The organism is Streptomyces sp. NPDC047061, assembly GCF_040643955.1.
Classification (GTDB): domain Bacteria; phylum Actinomycetota; class Actinomycetes; order Streptomycetales; family Streptomycetaceae; genus Streptomyces.
In genome coordinates this window covers 1-19,079 of record NZ_JBEYVI010000064.1, presented here as the reverse complement: position 1 = coordinate 19,079, position 19,079 = coordinate 1, and the positions used below count along the sequence as shown (strand labels likewise).

The 19,079-nt window shown below is 69.1% G+C and carries 15 protein-coding genes and 1 pseudogene; 8 read left to right on the top strand and 8 right to left on the bottom strand.

What is annotated here, in order from left to right; all coding sequences use genetic code 11:
• Window positions 1–354 precede the first annotated feature (354 nt).
• Both ABZ887_RS47270 and ABZ887_RS47265 read left to right on the top strand, forming a co-directional pair.
• Window positions 355–1,374, top strand: a complete 1,020-nt coding sequence (locus ABZ887_RS47270; RefSeq protein ID WP_361305197.1) for a LacI family DNA-binding transcriptional regulator — start codon at window positions 355–357, stop codon at window positions 1,372–1,374.
• A 252-nt stretch (window positions 1,375–1,626) separates the two neighbouring features.
• Window positions 1,627–2,047, top strand: a pseudogene (locus ABZ887_RS47265) (transposase); the annotation flags it as partial.
• A gap of 102 nt (window positions 2,048–2,149) precedes the next feature.
• On the opposite strand, the gene ABZ887_RS47260 reads toward ABZ887_RS47265, so the two are convergent.
• From ABZ887_RS47260 to ABZ887_RS47250, 3 genes are all read right to left on the bottom strand, one after another.
• The gene (locus tag ABZ887_RS47260; protein WP_361305195.1) at window positions 2,150–2,833 is read right to left on the bottom strand and encodes a response regulator transcription factor; all 684 of its coding nucleotides are present in this window, start codon (window positions 2,831–2,833) and stop codon (window positions 2,150–2,152) included.
• Window positions 2,830–4,044 carry a histidine kinase gene (locus tag ABZ887_RS47255; RefSeq protein ID WP_361305236.1) on the bottom strand — a complete coding sequence of 405 codons (1,215 nt, stop codon included), beginning with the start codon at window positions 4,042–4,044 and terminating at the stop codon, window positions 2,830–2,832. Before ABZ887_RS47255 ends, ABZ887_RS47260 begins: the two co-directional genes overlap by 4 nt.
• A gap of 96 nt (window positions 4,045–4,140) precedes the next feature.
• Window positions 4,141–6,357: an MMPL family transporter gene (locus tag ABZ887_RS47250; protein ID WP_361305193.1), complete on the bottom strand. Its 2,217-nt coding sequence runs from the start codon at window positions 6,355–6,357 to the stop codon at window positions 4,141–4,143.
• Between the two features lie 1,452 nt (window positions 6,358–7,809).
• Between ABZ887_RS47250 and ABZ887_RS47245 the strand changes: the two genes are divergently transcribed.
• The 5 genes from ABZ887_RS47245 to ABZ887_RS47225 all read left to right on the top strand — a co-directional run bounded on the left by ABZ887_RS47245 (window position 7,810) and on the right by ABZ887_RS47225 (window position 15,347).
• Window positions 7,810–8,790 (top strand): LacI family DNA-binding transcriptional regulator, encoded by a 981-nt coding sequence (locus ABZ887_RS47245; RefSeq protein ID WP_361305191.1) that lies wholly within the window; start codon window positions 7,810–7,812, stop codon window positions 8,788–8,790.
• 215 nt (window positions 8,791–9,005) lie between these two features.
• Window positions 9,006–10,463, top strand: a complete 1,458-nt coding sequence (locus ABZ887_RS47240) for an MFS transporter (RefSeq protein ID WP_361305189.1) — start codon at window positions 9,006–9,008, stop codon at window positions 10,461–10,463.
• A gap of 82 nt (window positions 10,464–10,545) precedes the next feature.
• The gene (locus ABZ887_RS47235) at window positions 10,546–12,996 is read left to right on the top strand and encodes a glycoside hydrolase family 2 TIM barrel-domain containing protein (RefSeq protein ID WP_361305187.1); all 2,451 of its coding nucleotides are present in this window, start codon (window positions 10,546–10,548) and stop codon (window positions 12,994–12,996) included.
• A gap of 19 nt (window positions 12,997–13,015) precedes the next feature.
• Window positions 13,016–15,115 (top strand): hypothetical protein, encoded by a 2,100-nt coding sequence (locus tag ABZ887_RS47230; RefSeq protein ID WP_361305185.1) that lies wholly within the window; start codon window positions 13,016–13,018, stop codon window positions 15,113–15,115.
• Window positions 15,116–15,170: 55 nt separating this feature from the next.
• Window positions 15,171–15,347 carry an enoyl-CoA hydratase/isomerase family protein gene (locus ABZ887_RS47225; RefSeq protein ID WP_361305234.1) on the top strand — a complete coding sequence of 59 codons (177 nt, stop codon included), beginning with the start codon at window positions 15,171–15,173 and terminating at the stop codon, window positions 15,345–15,347.
• A gap of 139 nt (window positions 15,348–15,486) precedes the next feature.
• On the opposite strand, the gene ABZ887_RS47220 is transcribed toward ABZ887_RS47225, so the two are convergent.
• Entirely contained in the window at window positions 15,487–16,266 is a 780-nt protein-coding gene (locus ABZ887_RS47220) for an MBL fold metallo-hydrolase (protein ID WP_361305183.1), read from the bottom strand.
• Between the two features lie 483 nt (window positions 16,267–16,749).
• Window positions 16,750–17,124 carry a hypothetical protein gene (locus ABZ887_RS47215; protein WP_361305181.1) on the bottom strand — a complete coding sequence of 125 codons (375 nt, stop codon included), beginning with the start codon at window positions 17,122–17,124 and terminating at the stop codon, window positions 16,750–16,752.
• A 573-nt stretch (window positions 17,125–17,697) separates the two neighbouring features.
• On the opposite strand from ABZ887_RS47215, the gene ABZ887_RS47210 reads away from it, so the two are divergent.
• The gene (locus tag ABZ887_RS47210) at window positions 17,698–18,012 is read left to right on the top strand and encodes a hypothetical protein (RefSeq protein WP_361305179.1); all 315 of its coding nucleotides are present in this window, start codon (window positions 17,698–17,700) and stop codon (window positions 18,010–18,012) included.
• Window positions 18,013–18,025: 13 nt separating this feature from the next.
• On the opposite strand, the gene cutA is transcribed toward ABZ887_RS47210, so the two are convergent.
• Genes cutA through ABZ887_RS47195 form a run of 3 tightly spaced genes read right to left on the bottom strand, consistent with a single transcriptional unit; the run spans window position 18,026 to window position 18,941 of the window.
• Window positions 18,026–18,346 (bottom strand): divalent-cation tolerance protein CutA, encoded by a 321-nt coding sequence (cutA, locus tag ABZ887_RS47205; RefSeq protein ID WP_361305177.1) that lies wholly within the window; start codon window positions 18,344–18,346, stop codon window positions 18,026–18,028.
• Window positions 18,347–18,385: 39 nt separating this feature from the next.
• The gene (locus ABZ887_RS47200; RefSeq protein WP_361305175.1) at window positions 18,386–18,604 is read right to left on the bottom strand and encodes a hypothetical protein; all 219 of its coding nucleotides are present in this window, start codon (window positions 18,602–18,604) and stop codon (window positions 18,386–18,388) included.
• 40 nt (window positions 18,605–18,644) lie between these two features.
• Window positions 18,645–18,941: a hypothetical protein gene (locus tag ABZ887_RS47195; RefSeq protein ID WP_361305173.1), complete on the bottom strand. Its 297-nt coding sequence runs from the start codon at window positions 18,939–18,941 to the stop codon at window positions 18,645–18,647.
• Window positions 18,942–19,079 lie beyond the last annotated feature (138 nt).

Genomic DNA, 19,079 nt, shown 5'->3' with positions numbered 1-19,079 from the left:
CCGTTGGTTCCAAACATAACGTGGTGCCTGAACGGTACGGCCTCGTGTTTTTCCATCTGAAACAGAACACGTCCGGCAATGTGATAGTGACCGTAGGCCTCGGGAGGATGAGTGTCAACCGGTTGACGAAACTCATTCCTCCAGGCCCGCGGGCCGCCGACACGGCGGCGCGCCTGGAGGGTAAGTGCTGCTCAGCGGCAGCGTGCGGCGTGCGCGCGCGAGCGGATTCGGCGGCGATCGGTCTACGAGGTCGGCACAGGAGTCGAGGGCCCGGTGGTAGCCTCGCGGTGGGTTTCGACAAGGAAGGTGACCGTGGGATCGGATACGTCCGCCGGTGCTACTCGGCGCCCCTCGATGGATGACGTGGCCAAGGCCGCAGGAGTGTCCAAGGGGGCGGTGTCCAAGGTGATCCGCAACGCGTACGGGGTCAGCGATGCCATGAGGACGCGCGTGGAGGCCGCGATCCAGGAGCTGGGATACCGGCCCCGCATCGCGGCCAGGGCCATGAGAGGGTCGAGCTTCAGTATCGGCCTGGAGATCCCCAACCTCGGCAACGACTTCCTGACCCAGATCATGCAGGGTGCGGCCGCACGGTTGGCGGGCTCGAGTTACCAGCTCATGATCGCCCCAGGGATCGGCGAGCTCAGCGGTGCGCCGGTCCTGGAGAATCTGGCCGACCGCCAGGTCGACGGCCTCATCGCGATCTCGCCCGAGGTCACGCCGGCCTGGCTCGAGACCCTCGCCCTCGAGCTTCCGGTCGTTCTCATCGGGCGGCACGACGACTCCGTCAACTACGACACGGTCACCAACGATGACGTCGCAGGTACGAGGTTGGCCCTAGATCATCTGCGCACTCTCGGGCACGAGCGGATCGCGCACCTCACGATGCGGATGCAGCCGGAGACCCCACCGCGCACCCCGCACGCGCTCCGGCTGCTGACGTACGAGCAGATGACCTCCGACGCCGGCCTGGAGCCGATCATCGAATACTGCGGTGACGCACCGGACGACGTATACGCCGTGGCGCGTGAGTTGATGAGCCGGGATCCCTCGATCACCGCTGTCTTCGCCGGTCACGACACTCTGGCGATCAGCGTGCTGCGTGCGCTCGCGGATCTGGGACTGTCCACCAGACACGTCTCCGTGGTGGGGTACGACGACATCCCCGTTGCCGGCCACCCGCTGGTGTCGCTTTCCACCGTCTCGCAGTTCGGCGAGACGATGGGCGCGAAAGCGATCGAACTGCTGATGGAGCGGATCTCCGGCAAGCGAACGACTGCGCGCCACTACCAGATCCACCCGGAGCTGCGAGTGAGAGGGTCGTCGCAGGCCGCACACAGTCGCAGCGCGTCCGAAAGCCGCACGCGGAGCTGAGCCCCGGACACCTGGAGCAAGGCCGGATCCGGTGCTCTGCCCGCCCCGACCGGACCGCGCAACGCAGCACGGTGACAGCCATGATGCGGACCGGTCCGCATCGTGCCCGGGACCAAACGGGATGCCGAGACGCGGCAGACAACCGTGTGAACCGGTTGACGCCCTTTCGGTGACCTCTGGAGATCTCCAGCAGCTGAGGTTACGGCGGTTAAGACGTCGTTTCTGATGGTGCGATCGCTCGTTGAACCGCACATGGCGGAGCTGATCGAGCGGCTGGTGCCAGACGAGTTGTGGACGCTGTTCCGGCGGGTGGTCCCGCCGGCGGAGGTCATACGCCCGCAGGGCGGCGGCCGCCGACGAGCTGGGGATCGTGAATGTCTGGCGGCGATCATCTTCGCGGCCACCTCGGGCTGCACCTGGCGGCAGTTGCCTCCGGTGTTCGGACCAGCCTGGCCCACCGCCTACCGGGTGCTCCTCGACGAATCGGGGCTCGGGGCGAGCTGGGCTGGTCGCGATGCGCCATCGATTCCGTCAGCGTCCGGGCGGCAAAAGGGGGCCGCTCACCGGACCGAATCCGACCGACCGCGACAAGCCGGGATCGAAAATCCACCTGATCACCGACCGCAACGGACTGCCCCTGTCGCTGGGCATCTCCGGCGCTAACACGCACGACAGCCTCGGCCTGCAGCCGCTCCCTCAAGCCCCATCCGCTGACGGAACGCACCGCTGGCGCGCCACAGCCCGGAACCAGCGCTGCCAGCCAATGGCCGTCACATCAGCTGTCGGCATGCGGGCGTGGCTTCACCAGACCGCTCTGGTAAGCAATGACGACGAGCTGGGCGCGGTCGCGGGCACCGACCTTGATCATGGCCCGCTGGATGTGACTACGTACGGTCAGCGGACTGACGACGAGCCGGTCGGCGATCTCGGCGTTGGACCTGCCGTGCGCGGCCAACACCGTGACCTCGCGTTCCCGGTCGGTCAACGCTTTGACGGCGTCGGGAAGGCCGAGAAAGTCCTCGGTGTCCGGGGTGGCCAGGAAGCGGGTGATGAGGGTCCGCGTGGCGGCCGGGGAGAGAAGAGAGTCGCCTGCAGCGACCGTGCGGATGCCCGACAGCAGAACCTCGGGGCTGACGCCCTTGCCGAGGAAGCCACTAGCCCCGGCGCGCACTGCCTTGGCGACGTTCTCGTCGTTCTCGAAGGTCGTCAGGACGAGGATGTGAGTGCCCGCCAGTTCGGGTCGGTCACAGATGGCGGCGGTGGCCTTGACCCCGTCGAGATTCGGCATGCGGATGTCCATGATGACCACGTCGGGCCGGTGCGCGGCGGTGAGGTCGACGGCCTCCTGCCCGTCGGCGGCCTCCGCCACGACGGTCAGGTCCTCGTCCGAGTCGATGAGGATGCGGAAGGTGGCCCGCAGCAGGGCCTGGTCGTCGGCGAGCAGGACGCGGATGGTCATGTGGCGGGGCTTTCGTTGGGGCCGTGATCGGGACTGTCTTCGCCGCCGTCGAGCGGAAGCGTGCAGGCGACCTCGAAGCCGCCCTGTGGGCGCGGCCCGGCGTGGAAGGTACCGCCCACGGACACAGCGCGCTCGCGCATGCTCAGCAGGCCGAAGCCGCCTGGAGAACGGGCCGCGGCGGACCGCTGGTCGAGAGCGGTGTCGTTGGTGACGGTCAGGGTCAGCCAGAGTCGCTCGTAGGAGAGGCGCACCCGCGCGGTGCGGGTGGCGCCATGCTTGGAGACGTTGGTCAGTGCTTCCTGGATGATCCGGTACGCCGTCAGGTCGAGTACGGGGGTGAGCTGGCGAGGTCGTCCATCGACACCGATCGTGACCTCCAGGCCGCCCGCCGCGCAGGCGTCGACCAGGTCGGGCAGTTGGCCCAGCCCCGGTGCGGGGGTCAGGTCGGTGGTGTCGGTGTCCTCGCGCAGCAGGCCGACGGTGGCCTTGAGCTCACGCAACGCGGCGGCGGTGGCCTCGGGCAACTTGCCGATGATGTCGAGCGCCTGCTCGGGATGGGTCCGTGCGAGATGGGCCGCGGTGCCGGCCTGGGCGTCGGCCAGGGTCAGGTGGTGGGCGACCACATCGTGCAACTCCCGGGCGATACGCATCCGTTCCTGAAACACCCGGTGCCGTGCCTCCTCCTCGCGTTCACGGGCGGCGTGCTCGGCATGGGCCGCCCCGTACTCACGCCGTACCCGGACATAACTGCCGAAGGCCGCGGACAGCAGTACCCAGGCGGCCGGGTTGACGACGGCCAGGATCAGCGAGCCGTGGAAGGCAGAGAAGAACAGGCCCGTGCCGATCATGCCGACGGCGCCCGCCAGCGCGCAGTTCCAGGTCGTCCGACGAGTAGTCCGCACGCTCACGGCGTACTGCGCGATCAGCAGCGGCCCCATCAGCAGGGGGGTCAGGAGATAGCCAAGGAGTCCCTGGCCCATGGTGCACAGCAGAGTGACGGCGAAGACCGGCAGAGGGCGGACGTCCCGCCAGCGCACTGAAGTGCACGCCACGAGGGCCAGGCTGATGCCCGGCCACAGGGCCGGGGGCTCGGAGATGAGCGCCCGGGTGAGGACGACGCCGGGGACGGTGAGGACCGCGAGCAGGAACAGTGCCGCAGTCTCGACGGCCTGCGGTCGGGCCGAGACCCGGCTCAGCCACTTTGTGCTCATCACACTCCGAGGGTGGTTCCAGAGGCAGATTACCTGCACACGTGCGGACCGCGGAGCCGAGAGATCCGACACCGCGGCCCGCACGTACGCGTCATCTCAGGTACGGGCCGGTTCCTGCGGCGCGGACTCGACGACCGTCAGGCCGGTACCGGGCGTGGACTGCGCGGTGAGACCGGCACCCTCGACGTCGACGTCGGGCAGCAGCCGGTCAAGCCACCGGGGCAGCCACCACGCCTTGTCGCCGATCAGTGCCAGCACCGCCGGAACGAGTGCCATCCGTACGACGAAGGCGTCGAACAGTACCGCCACCGCGAGGCCGAAGCCGATGGTCTTGATCATCGACTCGCCGGCGCCGATGAATCCGGAGAAGACCGCCATCATGATCACGGCCGCGGCAACGACCACCCGTGCGCTGTGCCGAAATCCCGTGACGACCGCCTGAGGGGCGCGGTCCCCGTGGACATACGCCTCCCTCATACGGGCGACGAGGAACACCTCGTAGTCCATCGCCAGGCCGAAGACGATACCCACCAGGAAGATCGGCATCAGGCTCATGATCGGGCCCGGCTGTTCCACGCCGAGCAGACCCGCGCCCCAGCCCCATTGGAAGACCGCGACCACCGAGCCGAGGGCGGCCAGCACGCTCAGCAGGAACCCGAAGGCCGCCTTGACAGGCACGAGTACGGAGCGGAAGACCACCAGCAGCAGCACGAGTGCCAGGCCGACGATGACGGCCAGGTAGGGCACGAGCGCGTCCCGCAGGGCCTGCGCGACGTCGATGTTCATCGCGGTGCTGCCCGTGACCTCGTAACTCGCGCCCGTCTTCTTCTCCAGGTCGGCGCGTTCGGCACGGATGGTCTGGACGAGGTCCTTGGTCTTCTCGTCGTTCGGACCGGTGGCCGGTACCGCCGAGAAGAGCGCGGTGTCGCCGGCCTGGTTGAACCGCGCGGCGGAGACGGACACGACCCCGCGGGTGGCCCCGATCTCCTTGGTGATCTCCTTGACGGCCGCCTTAGGATCGTCCGCGCTCCTGACGTCCGCCACGATCGTCAGCGGCCCGTTGAAGCCCGCGCCGAAGCCGTCCGCGAGCGCGTCGTAGGCACGCCGTTCCGTCGACGAGACGGGCTGGGACTCGGCCCCCGGCATGCCCATCTCCAGGTGCGTGGCAGGCAGGGCGAGGGCACCCAGACCGGCGACGCAGGCCAGCAGTACCGCAACCGGTCGGCGCAGGACGAACCGCGCCCACCGGGAACCGGCGTTGTCGGAGCGCTGCGCGGCGGAGCCGCCCTTGCGGACCCGGCGGGAGAGCACCGCGTCCGGCCACATGCCCAGCAGGGCGGGAACGAGGGTGAGGGCGATCAGGACGCCGACGACCACGGCGCCCGCGGCGCACAGGCCCATCTTGGTGAGCAGCGGAACGCCGACCACCGACAGACCACCCAGCGCGATGATGACCGTGAGACCGGCGAAGACCACGGCGGAGCCGGCCGTGCCGACGGCGAGCCCGGCCGCCTCACGCGCATGGTGACCGGCCGCGCGCTCCTCCCGGTAGCGGGAGACCACGAACAGGGCGTAGTCGATGCCGACGGCGAGACCGAGCATGGTGGCGAGCGTGCCGGTCGTCATGGAGAGACCGAGGGCGCTGCCCAGGGCCATGATGGAGGCCATGCTGACGGCGACACCGACGATCGCGGTGAGCAGGGGCAGCCCCGCGGCCGCGAGGGACCCGAAGGTGATCAGGAGGACGACGGCAGCGAGGACGATGCCGATCGCCTCCGCCGAGCCGCCCGCCGCGGGCTGCTCGGCGAGCGCGGTGCCGCCGACCTCGACCGTGAGCCCGGAGGCGCGGGCCTTGTCGATGGCCTTCTCCAAGGCGGCCTTGTCGGCGTCCGTGAGATCGGCGGCCTTCACCTTGAAGTTCACCGTGGCGTAGGCGGTGGAGCCGTCCTTGCTCACGGCGCCCGCCGTGAACGGGTTCACGGCGGACGAGACCTCGGTCTCGCCGGCCGCCTGCTTCACGAGCGCGTCGACGGCGGCACGGTTGCCGGCCGCGGTCACCTTCTCCCCGTCGGGGGCGATGAACACGATCTGCGCGTTGGCGCCGTTGGCCGCGGAACCGGGGAAACGCTCTCCGATCAGATCGAAGGCCTTCTGCGCCTCGATGCCTGGCATGACGGACGTGCTGCTGTCCGAGGCGGCGGGTGCCGTGGCGGCGCCGAGGCCGACGGCACCGAGGATCACTGCCCACAACAACGTCACGAGCCAGCGCCGCCGGAAGGCGCCGCGGCCCAGCCGATAGAGCAAGGTAGCCACGAGAAACGGACTCCAGATCTGGGGTTCGGGTGGATCACCAGCCTGCCGGGAGGAGGGGTGTCGGCACATCGTGCCTGTGCTCGCATTACCGCCTGGTGCCGACGAACCTGTCCGTGCACGCCGGTCCTCCTTGAGAATGACCACGGCATACCGCCCTGGTAGGAGGAATCGGAGCTGCTGCACCGCGGCCTTCACAGCCAGTCGCTGAATCGATTCACTACGCAAGCGTCCGGAAGATCACGCCAGCGGCCGCTGGCCGGGAGAGGAGACGTGATGGCGGAGACGGAGAGCCATCCGCGGGTCACGGCGCCTGACGTGTCCCGGGCCGCAGGGCTGTCCAGAACGACCGCCACGTACTGAAACACCCCGAGCCAGTCCATCCCCTACGAGACCCGGCAACGGGTGATGGACGCCGTGCGTCGGTTGAACTACGTCCCCCCCTGTCGTCCGCTCGGGTGCTGCTCGTCCTGCCGGATTGACCTCTCGGCCGTGTTCTGGGACTCAGCATGGAAGCGCTGATGGATGAGCTGAAGCGCCATGGGCTGGCGCTGCTCCCGCCGCCAGAATTCCGGCCAGCCCGTGGCCGCGCTGTGGTGTGAGCACACGCCGGCGGGGATCTCTCTCGGGCACATCGACGAGGCGACCAGCGGACGATGCGTGAGAGCAGCACCTTCGTGGCAACGGCGCTGTGCTCAGCGGCCCGTCCTCCGAGTCCTCCGGAACAGATGGGCTCCATGCAGACCAGGCATCTGGTCAGGCGGGGACACCTACACCTCGGCACCTCGGCTACGCCCCACCGAGCGATTCTCGCTTCCGGGAGTACCACGCTGGCCACCATGGCCTTGGAACATCATCCAGCGGACCCCGCCACGATCCGCTTCGGCGTCGACGCCCAGGCCGGGGAGCGACGCGTCGAGATCTGGCTGCCCAACGCGCGCGACGTCCAGGGGGTCGACGTACGGGTGCCGGACGGGGCGTCGGTGCGACCGGCTCCGACGAGCGGATCGCACGGGTGCAGCACCGCAGCCCGATCAGCCGATGTTCGGGAGCAGACCGCCCCACCAGCATCTGGCCTGCCTTCGTCACCCGCCGCCGTAAGGACAGCGACGGCCAGCTCCACTACATCGACGTAACGAGGTTGTTCGGCTCCGAGGACGTCACCGACCTCCCCGACGGCCTGCACCCGAACACGTTCGGCTGCTCCCGCAGGGCAGAGCGTTTCCTGCCACTGTCGTTCGGCCCTGCTGGCGCTCTCCGGTAGGCCGGGGCAGAACGGAGCGGCCTTGGCGTGAGACGGACGGGCCTTTCACGTCATGGACTGACGCGCATCAGTGGCAGCTCAGCGCGACGCGTACCATGGGGTTGCCTGCCGACGCCGGCAGGCGGCAGGGCAGGGCGCGAGGGGTGAGACCCAGGCCCCGCTGCGCCGACGGCTCGGACGATCAGAGGGTCATGCAGCGCCCCACGAAGCGGACCACGAGCGCCGATGTCGCCCGAGCGGCCGGCGTCTCGCCCACGACCGTCAGCTACGTGCTCAACAACAGGCCGGGCCAGTCCATCCCCGAGGAGACCCGGCAGCGCGTCCTGGCCGCCGCCGAACGCCTGCAGTACCGGCCGCACGCCTCTGCCCGCGCTCTGGCGGCCGGCCGCAGCGATGTCGTTCTGCTGTCCGTGCCCGACCTGCCCATCGGCCCCAGCATCAGCCGCTTCGTGGAAGAGCTGACCACCTCCCTCGCCGAACACGGCCTCACCCTGGTGACCCATCTGATGGGCGCGCGCAGCAGGCCCCTTCCGGACGTGTGCGCCGCGGTGGGGGCCTCGGCGGTGCTCGGCTTCGAGGGCTTCGACGCGGCGACCGTCCAAGCCCTGCACCGGCTCGGCGTGACCGTCGTACTGCCTCCGAGCGATGATCACCTCTCCGGCATGCAGCCGCTGGGCAGGGTCCAGGCCGAGCATCTGATCGCGCGCGGCCACCGCCGCGTCGGTTACCTGCTGCCCGCTCCGTCACGTTTCCGCCGCATGGGGGAGGAACGACTGCGGGGAGTGAACGACGCCTGCGTGGACGCGGGCCTCACACCACCGCTCGCTCTCGGGGCGGCCGAGTTGGAGACCGCCGCTCTCGCCCCCGTGGTCCGGCAGTGGACGGGAGATGCGGTCACGGGCGTCTGCGCCTTCAACGACGAGCACGCCATTGCGCTGCTCGCGGCCATGCGGCACCTCGGGCTGGCCGCTCCGGACGACCTCGCGGTCATCGGCGCGGACGACATCCCCGTGGCACGCTTCGCCGCTCCTCCGCTGTCCACGGTCTTCTACGACCTCCGGGAAGCCGGCCGCCACCGGGCCGAAGCCGTGGTGGCCGGCCTCTCCGGACAGGCCTCGAGCCTTCCCTCGCTCGGCACCAGCCTGCGCCTCGTCGAACGTCTTTCCAGCTGAGCCCCTCACTCACCGAGCGTTCACGTTACCTACTCGTTACCGCAAGGCGTCTTGCTGTCCCGTCGCGGTGGATGTTTTCTACTGATGCGCTTCACTGATACGCATCAGTAACGTGAAGTAATCAAATGCTTCCAGTCGGATCACCCCGCCCGAAACCCCCCGATTGAAACGATTCATTCACCGTGCATGCCAGGTCCCCACCGGAAAGGTGACCCATGTCCTCCACCGAGACCCTCTCGGACGCCCCGACCGCGGAAGCCGGTTTCTCCTCACGGCATCTGCTCGTACTCATCGCCCTGCTCTGGACCGTCGCGCTGAACCCCGTCGCGGGACTGCTGAGCGGCAACTCGCAGGCCGAGGTGGCGATCCACTTCCGCACCACGCAGATCGCGTGGTTCACCCTCGGCTCCGCTCTCGTGGGCACCTTTCTGACGCCGTTCGCGATGAAGGCGGCGGCCCTGTACGGCAAGAAGCGGGTCATGGTCGTCGCGACCGTGGCCGGGCTGGTCGGCGATGTGATCGCGGCCCTCGCCACCGACTACTCGGTCCTGCTGACCGGGCGCTTCATCGCCGGCGCCTACGGCCCCACGGTCTTCATCGCCTACGCCACCGCCCGCGACGCCTTCCCGCGACGCTGGGTCGGCACCGCCAGCGGCATCCTGGCCGGCAGCGTCGGCCTGGTCGGTCTTGGCGGTCCGTTCCTCTCGGCCTGGCTCATCGACAACCACGGTTTCCGCGGCGCGCTGTGGTTCCTCGTCGTCTCCACCGCGGTGTGTCTGCTGCTCCAGCTGTTCTGCGTCCCGGAGAGCCCGGTGCGCGAGACGGGGCACCGGATGGACTGGATCGGCGGCCTGCTGCTCGGCGGCGGTCTCAGCGCGGTCGTCTACGGCATCGGGCAGGGCTCCCACTGGGGCTGGACCAGCGGGAACACCCTGACCTGGATCGGTCTCGGGGCCCTGGCCGTCCTGCTGTTCCTGCCCTACGAGGCCCGTGCCGCCCACCCCCTCGTCCCGCTCACGCTGATCAGGCGACGCCGGGTCTGGAGCGTCTTCCTGGCCACCTCGGTCGCCGCCGGCGCCACCTACGCCGTGGGCACCGTCACCATGCTGCTCACCCTGATGCCCGCCATACCGACGGTGTCCGACGGTCTTGGCTGGTCGGTCACCAAGAGCGCCACGGTCTCCGCTCCGATCAGCGTCCTGGTGATCGTGGTGGCGCTCTGTGCCGGAAAGCTCGCCCGGCACTTCGACACCCGTCTCCTGCTGGCCGTCGGCGGTGTCCTGACCACCGCCGGATACGCCGTCGCCTCCCAACTGCACACGGAGATCTGGCACTTCGTGCTGATGGGCCTGATCGCCGGACCGGGCATGGGACTGGTCGTCTCCGTGCTGCCGATCATGGTCATCGAGTCGGTGGCACCCGAGGAGCAGGCCCTGGCCAACGGCTCCCAGTGGCTGGTGCAGGGCGTGCTGCAAGTGATCATCGCCCAGCTGGTGTTCACGGTGATGGCCCAGGACGGCACGGTCATGAAGGGCACACAGTTCTACCTGGACGGCGGCTTCGCGGACGGCTTCCTCTTCGTCGCCGGGGCCTGTGCCCTGGGTGCCCTGCTGGTCGCCACGATCCCGAAGGCCCGCCGCGTCGACACCGTCGAAGCGGGCCGGGCCGCCTGAACTCCCCCACCCACGAACCGGATTCCGGACCCGGCCGGTCCCCCTCCCGGGGCCGGCCGGGTGACGACAGACAAGGCAGGCAATGATCCGCACCTCCTTCAACGACGACTGGCAGTTCCGGCGCAAGGTGAACCCGTTCGCCGAACTGTCCGGCCCCGTTGCCCCGTTCCAGGACGTCACCCTCCCGCACGACGCGATGATCGCCGAGGACCGTGTGCCGCGCGAGGGCGAGGTGACCATGGAGGGCGGTGCCGGCGCCTACTTCCCCGGCGGTGTCTACGAGTACCGCAAGACGTTCTTCGTGCCCGAGGAACTGCGCGGCAAGCGGGTCCAGTTCCAGTTCGAGGGCGTCTACCGCGACGCCACCGTGCACATCAACGGCGACTACGCGGGCCAGCGCCCGTACGGCTACTCGCACTTCACCGTCGACGCCGACCAGCACCTGCGCTACGGCGCCGACAACGAGATCCGCGTCGAGGCCCGCGCCCACCAGGACTCCCGCTGGTACAGCGGCGCCGGCGTCTACCGTGACACCTGGCTGCTCACCGGCGACGTGGTGCGCATCGTGCCCGACGGCATCCGCGTCACCACGCCGGACGTCGAGGACGGCCGCGCGGTCGTCGAGGTCACGACCCGGGTGCGCAACGACTCCATCGCCCGGCACACCCTCGACCTCGCGATCGCCGTGCGCGACGCCGACGGTGACGCCGTGACGGGCGACACCACGAAGGTCACCGTCCTGCCGGGCGAGGAGTCCCTGGTCCGCACGCGCCTCTACCTGTCCGGGCCGCGCCTGTGGGACGCCGGCAACCCTCACCTCTACCGCGCCGAGGTCACCATGACCGACGGCGACCAACTCCTCGACAGCGACACGGCGGACTTCGGCGTCCGCACGCTCCAGCTCGACCCCGAGCGAGGCCTGCGCGTCAACGGCCGTACGGTCAAGCTGCGCGGGGCGTGCGTCCACCACGACAACGGCCCGCTCGGCGCGGCCACTTACGCCCGTTCCGAGGAACGGCGGGTGCGGCTCCTCAAGGACGCCGGCTTCAACGCGATCCGCATGTCCCACCACCCGATGAGCAGGGCGATGCTCGACGCCTGCGACCGGCTCGGCGTGTACGTCGTCGACGAGACCTTCGACGTGTGGACGTCCGCCAAGAACGGCTTCGACTACAGCCTGCACTTCCCCGAGTGGTGGGAGCGCGACGTCGAGGCGATGGTCGCCAAGGACTACAACCACCCCAGCGTCATCATGTACTCGATCGGCAACGAGATCCCCGAGGCCGGATCCGCCGCCGGCGCCGCCCTGGGCCGCAAGCTCGCGGAGAAGGTCCGCTCCCTCGACCCGACCCGCTACGTCACCAACGCCGTCAACGGCTTCCTCGCCGTCATGTCCGAGCTGGCCACCCTGCGGGCGCAGCACCAGCAAGGCGCTCAGGACGGCGGGGGCATCAACTCCCAGATGGCCGACGCCGGCGACATGATCAACCACATCAGCGCCTCCGACCTGGTCACCGAGCGCACGGCCGAGTCGTTCGCCGTCCTCGACGTCGCCGGGATGAACTACGCCGAGGCCCGCTACGCCCTCGACCGCGAGCGCTTCCCGAACCGGATCATCCTCGGTACGGAGACGTTCCCGACCCGCATCGACGGCAACTGGAAGCTCGTCGAGGAACACAGCCATGTCATCGGCGACTTCACCTGGACCGGCTGGGACTACCTCGGCGAAGTCGGCATCGGGCGCCAGCAGTTCGCCACACCCGAGAACCCCCGGCCCGTCCACACCGCCCCCTTCCCCCAACTGCTCGCGGGGTGCGGGGACATCGACATCACCGGCCACCGGCGTCCGGTCTCGTACTACCGCGAGATCGTCTTCGGCCTGCGCACCCAGCCGTACATCGCCGTCCGGCGACCCGAAACCCACGGCCTGACCCCGATCGGCAGCCCGTGGGCCTGGAGCGAGAGCATCGCCTCCTGGACCTGGCCCGGCTGGGAGGGCAACCCGATCACCGTCGAGGTCTACAGCGACGCCGACGAGGTCGAACTCCTGGGCAACGGCAACTCCTTCGGACGGCGGCCCGTGGGTGCGGAGCACCGGTTCCGCACCGAGTTCGACATCGTGTACGTCCCCGGGGACCTGGTCGCCGTCGCCTACAAGGACGGCGTCGAGACCGGCCGCACCGGCCTCCAGTGGGCCAACGGCCCCCTCCGGCTCCACGCCGAGGCCGACCGGCAGGTCGTCCGGGCGACGGTCGGCGACCTGGCGTACGTCAGCCTGACCCTGACCGACGCGCACGGCACCGTCCACAGCGCCGCCGACCGCCCCGTCACCGTCGAGGTCTCCGGCACTGGGGAACTCGTCGGGTTCGGCAGCGCCGCCCCGGCGACCGAGGAGCGCTTCGACGCCACCGAACGCCTGACCTACGAGGGCCGTGCCCTGGCCGTCGTACGCCCCACCGCCACCGGGAAAATCCGCCTTCTGGCCAACGCGCCGGACTGCGAACCGGTCGAGTGCATCATCACCGTCGAATAAGGAAAGCGGCACCATCATCGTGATCGACAGGAAATCGCTGGTCCGGCGGCACGCCGTGCACATCACAGAGGCCGATCCCGCCACCGTCCTCACCGTGGGGAACGGGGACTTCGCCTACACCGCCGACATCACCGGCATGCAGTCCTTCCCCGCCTACCACGACCAGGCCGCCGCGATGGCGGAACGCCGGCTGGCGGTGAACACCGCAACGATGACCACCTGGGGCTGGCATGCCATGCCGAACCCCGACGGGCACACCCTCGCGGACGCCATGTCCGAGCACCACAGCGCCCGGGGGACGGTGAGTTACCCGGACAGGTTCGGGCTGGCCGCCCTCATGGGCGGCGATCTGCCCGCGGAGATGCGGGCCGGCGCCTGGCTGAGCGCCAACCCACAACGCCTCGACCTGGGCCGCGTCGGCCTGCTGCTGCGCACCTCACCCGGCGCCGAGCCGGAGACCACCCCCGACGCGCTGCGCGACACGCACCAGAGCCTCGACCTGTGGACCGGGAGCCTGAGCAGCCGGTTCCGCTACGCCGACCACGAGGTGAAGGTCACCACGGTCGCCGATCCGGAGCGGGCCCGCGTGTCCTTCCGGATCGAGTCCCCGCTGCTGGCCGACGGGCGGGCCGGGATCGTCCTGCGCTTCCCGTACGCGAGTGACGGCTTCTTCCAGACCTGCGACTGGACGGTGCCCGAGCGCCACCGCACCGAACTCCAGCCCGCCGGCCCACAGGAGTGCGCCGTCCGCCGGACCCTCGACGACACCACGTACACGGTTCGGCTGACCTGGTCGGCAGGCGACGTACGACCGTCGGAGAACCCCCACGAGTACGTGCTGACCACGCCGTCCGACGTCCTCGAACTCGTCGTGGCCTTCTCCCCGGCCGACGAACCGGGCCCCGACGGCACCACCTTCGCGTCGCTCTCGGAGGCGGCGGCCGAGCACTGGCGCGGCTTCTGGGAGTCCGGTGCCGCCATCGACTTCACCGGCAGCACCGACCCCCGGGCCGCCGAACTGGAGCGCCGGGTCGTGCTCTCGCAGTACCTCACGGCGGTCAACTGCTCCGGTGTCCTTCCGCCCCAGGAGACGGGCCTGATCACCAACTCCTGGCACGGCAAGCACCACCTGGAGATGCACTGGTGGCACGCCGCGCACTTCGCCGCGTGGGGCCGCCCCGAGCTCCTCGAACGCAGCCTCGACTGGTACCGGTCCATCCTCCCCGAGGCCCGCGCCACCGCCCGGCGGCAGCGCTACGGGGGAGCGCGCTGGCCCAAGCAGACGAGTCCCGACGGTCGCGAAAGCCCTTCGGACATCGGCGTGTTCCTCATCTGGCAGCAGCCCCACCCTCTCTACCTCCTCGAACTGCTCCACCGCGCGCGGCCGGACGCGTCGGACCTGATCGCGCGCTTCGCCGAACTCGTCGAGGACACCGCCGCGTTCATGGTCTCGTTCGTGGAGGAACGCGACGGCGTCTACCACCTGCCGGCTCCGCTGGTCCCGGCCCAGGAGTTCTACGAGGCGACGACCACCGAGGACCCCACCTTCGAACTCGCCTACTGGTGGTGGGGATTGGAGATCGCGCAGAGGTGGCGTGAGCGCGGGGGCCTGGAGCGGCACAAGCACTGGCAGCACGTCCAGGACGGCCTGGCCGCCCCCTACCAGCGCGACGGCCTGTACACGGCCATCGCCACCGAGCCGTATCTGCGGCGGGACGACCACCCCGCGCTGCTGTGCGCGCTCGGATTCCTCCCGGCCACCCCGCTCGTCGATCCGGCCGTCATGACGGCGACGCTCCAGGACGTGCGGGACAACTGGGACTGGAACAGCGCCTGGGGCTGGGACTTCCCTGTCCTGGCGATGACCGCGACCCGTGTCGGCCGCCCCGCACTCGCCGTGGACGCCCTTTTGATGGACACCCCGAAGAACCACTACCTCGCCACCGGCCACACTCCCCAGATCGGCAGTCTCCTACCCGTCTACCTCCCCTCCAACGGCGCCCTCCTCGCGGCCGTCTCCCTCATGGCCGCCGGCTGGGACGGAGCCGACACCGACCGCCCCGGATTCCCCGCCGAGGGATGGTCCGTACAACACGAAGGATTCACGCCGTGGCCCTGACATCCATCCGTCCGGGCCGACCTTGTCACGACACCTCCGGCAACCGCATGCTCTGGTGGCCCGGGGCAGGCAGCACACCTTGCGGGGGTGCCTGGACGCCGAACTCGCCCTCACGCGCACGATCGCCCGGACGCCGGACTTCCTGGAGTGTGTTCGCGCGGCCCTGGTGGACAAGGACCGCAGTCCCACGTGGCAACGCGGGTCGCGCGGCCGCCTCACGCTGCCAACCTGATCGTCCCCGTCGGGAGCAGGGCATCGCCGACGTACCGAGGACCGGGCAGGCTCCGACCGGGAGATTCTCCTGACCTGTCCAGGAATGGGCGGTGGTGCCGGTCGGAGCAATGCCGGTGCTTGTCCGGAGAGCGAGTCGTTCAGGCGGGCCGGGTGCCGAACAAGTAGTAGTTGCCGATGTCGATAATGAAAGGAATGCGATGGGTGGGGAAGCGCTTGATCATGGCCTCCTTGTAGGCCTGGCCGTCGTCACCGAGGAGTTCGCGGGCGACCTGCAGATACTCGGCCATCTCGGTGAGTACGCCCTGTCCCGCGGGGAGCCCGTGCCCGGGCAGGATCGTCTCGTAGGCCGGATCAGCGAGGTCCTGCAGGATGACCTGCCAGCGGTCGATGTCGTTGTGGCCGACGAACACGTGGGTCTGGTGGTAGACGAGGTCCTGGGCCACCATCACGCCGTGCTCCGGCAGCCGGATCAGCAGCTGGTCGGCGGTTTCCCCGCCTGAGACGGCTTCGAAGACGAACGGAACGCCGTCGATGACCTCGGTACCCGGGGTGATCAGGACGGTGGGAGCCACCTCCGCTGCCAGAACCGGGACGCCGTTGAGATCCCGAAGGTCGCCTCGCGCCGCCATCTGATCACGTACGGCCGGCAATGCGTGGATGGGAGCGTTGAAGCGCGCCGCGCCCTGGAAGTGGTCCGGGTGCTCATGGGTGATGATGAGCCGGTCCAGCGGCTTGCCGAGCCCCTTGGCGTACTCGGCAACTTCGTCGGCGTCCGCGACGTTGACCTGGCCGTCCACTGCGATGAGGCGGCTCGGGGTCTCGATCAGTTGGGTGGTGACGTTGATGCCGGCCTCGGGCGCCATGTAGCTATGCACCCGCAAGGTGCCCTTCTCGATGACGGTGATTGTGCCCTTCATCGCCCTGCTCCCCTCGGTGGTCCGCCTGTGTTGCGGTGCAGTGAGTCCAACTCGTCGCCGGGTCAGGGCAGATCACGGTCGGCCGCCTCGACTAATTGGATTACACTCGTAATACCATAATGTAAGATGAACCTGCGGTGCAACGGTCCCTTCAAGAAGCTGAGTGGGACAGACGCAAGCGGCTTGCTGACCGTCGCCTCCTCAACAGAAGTCTGCAATATGGACAACGCAACGGGCCCGTACCCACCCGATCCGGTACGGCCACCTCGATTCATCCGTGGCCTACAGGGCTGTGGTCCTCCGTGGGGTGCATTCGCACCAGTCACGGCGCCTTCGAGATGTCTTGGCCGCGGTTTTTCCGACCGGCCCCATCGCAGCTCTACGACGCCCGCCTTTACGAACCCGCCCCGCTCGATCTGTCTGGCCACGGCCGCGTCGCAGGGTCAGCTCGGGGACGCCTCGGGGCCGTCTGGTGATCTGGTGCTACGCCGCAGCGGCGGCGGGAGGACCAGTGACAGTGTCCTCGTCCTGAGCGGGCAGTTGCTTGCACAGGACGCGCAACTGGCGGGCGAGGGCTTCGAGGCGATCGGCGAGGTTCTCGCCCCGGACCCGGTCGAGGGCGAGTTCGTCGTCGTAGTCGGAGGCGACCCACAGGGAACCATCGACGAAGCACTCGTCCCAGATCAGTTCGGCGCGCAGAAGGTCGAGCGGTCCGTCCCCTGAGAGGTGGGCCTCTTCCCCGTGGACGAGGGTGACGGTGAGGGTCTCGCTGGTACGGGTGGGTTCGTCGTTGTCGCCGACGGGGTTGTGGGTGCGGCACCGGCCGTGCTGCAGGGGATGGTGGTCGTCATGCCGCACGCTCCACGGGAGGGGGGTGGTTGAAGGTGCGGACGGTGCGGGCGAGCTGCCGCAGGTGAGCGGCGAAGCTCACCAGGTCGTGGACCACGTCGACGCACCCGACACGGGCGCCCACAAGCATCAGATCCGGCGTTGCCGGAACTGCGGCAGCCACGTGTCCCCGAGCGGCAAGGGCAAACCACACTCGCCCAGCGGCAAGGCGCAATGTGCTCAGGAGCCCTCGACAGAACACGCGTCCTGACAGCAGACGCCGACGTCTCACACTCGTCTCACAGACCCCACGGAAGAGCCCAGATCGGAGTGCATCCGACCTGCGCTTTCTGAACCCTATGGACGTTTCAGAGCCCCCACTGACGGCGGGTAAACTCCGACCCGCGTTCGGCCGCCGCCATAGCCGCGTACTCGTGCGAGGCGATCACAGAGGAGACCCCGGCCACGGTCCGCGCCCTTCTGTGGGAACGGAACGCGTGGGCGCACGCGGTCGCCCAGGACGCCGACGGCACCGAGGAAGCGCTGACGGCCGCGCGGGACGCGGACGACGCCGGCGAGCCGCAACCGGACTGGTCGGCGTGGGTGGACCACGTCGAGTTGGACATCATGGCGGGCCGCTGCTGGACCGAGCTGCGCTGGCCGCTCCGCGCGGTGCCGCTCCCTCTGCGCGGCCTCGCCCAGTTCGACGACGCGCACGCCCGGGACAAGGCTCTGTATTCGACGTGGCTGGCCGAGGCGTACGCGCTGGCCGGTGAGGTCGAGGAAGCGGCGAGGGTGGCCACGCGCGCCGTGGAACTGGCCGAAGGGGTGGCGTCCACCCGGCCCGGCCGCCGTATCGAGCAGGTCGTGTCCGCCTCGCCCTCGGTCACGGGACGGTGCCCGCGGTGGCCGAACTGATGGAGCAGACGGCCTAGTCGGTAGTCGTGCGGTCGACCCATCCCAGGTAGCCGGCCGTGCCCTGCACGATCTCGGTGGCGCACACCTCGGGGTTGTCCCAGGGGTGATGCTCGATCAGGTGGGCTTCCAGCTCAGGGTAGCGGGAGCCGGTGGTCTTGAGGAGCAGTTGGTATTCCTCGCTAGTGCCGAACTCTCCCGCATGCCAGAACACGGACGTGACGGGGCCAATGATCTGGGTGCCTGCGGCAAGTCGGCCTTGGACGGCGGATTGGGCTAGGGCGACGGCCTGTTCGCGGGTCTCGGTGGCGGTGGAGACGGTCAGGTAGTCAGGCATGACGCGAGGCTACCGACCCCGAACGCGGCCGCGGCAAGACTAGCTGCCGCTGGTCGGAAGCGACGCCGTCAAGTAGATCTCCCGGATGCGCGCGGCGATGGCCGCATACGCTTCGTCGAGCAAGATGATGGCCTCCGCGAACCGCTGTTCGGCGACCTGCGGATCGCTACGGTGCATCGAGCCGGGCACGTTTGCAGCGTTGTGCGCTCGCCTCACTTTCTCGCGGAGTTCCTCGTTGAGGACCAGGTGCCGCAGCATGGTCACATCTCGGTTGGCCTGGCGGAACTCCTCGGCGACCTCATCGCCGATTTGAGTGCCGGCGTAGACGCCAGTCCTGGCGGGAGGTCCTCATGTCCGTGTCGTGGGCGCGTCCTGCCGCACGGCCGAGCCTATGCAGGGCTTCGTTGAGGCGCTCAAGGTGGTCGAGTTCGAAGGTCTCACGCCGTTCGGTGATGACCTTGTCCCGCTCGGCTTGGCGGGCTTTGGCATCGCGGGTTATCTGGCGTCTCTCCGTGATGAAGTCACGGAGGTACGCGGAGCCACCGCCGAGGATAAACGTGACGACGGGCCAGACCGCCGTGAACCATTTGGTCATGCCGCGCAGCCTACGGCGCGGTACGCAAGGATTTGCCCTCTAACCTCGATCGTTCATGAGTCCTCGTCGGTTCGCTGACGGGGACTCTGTGCTTGTGTGGTGCGGTCTTTTCAGGGCTGGGGCAAGTTGAGGGCCCGG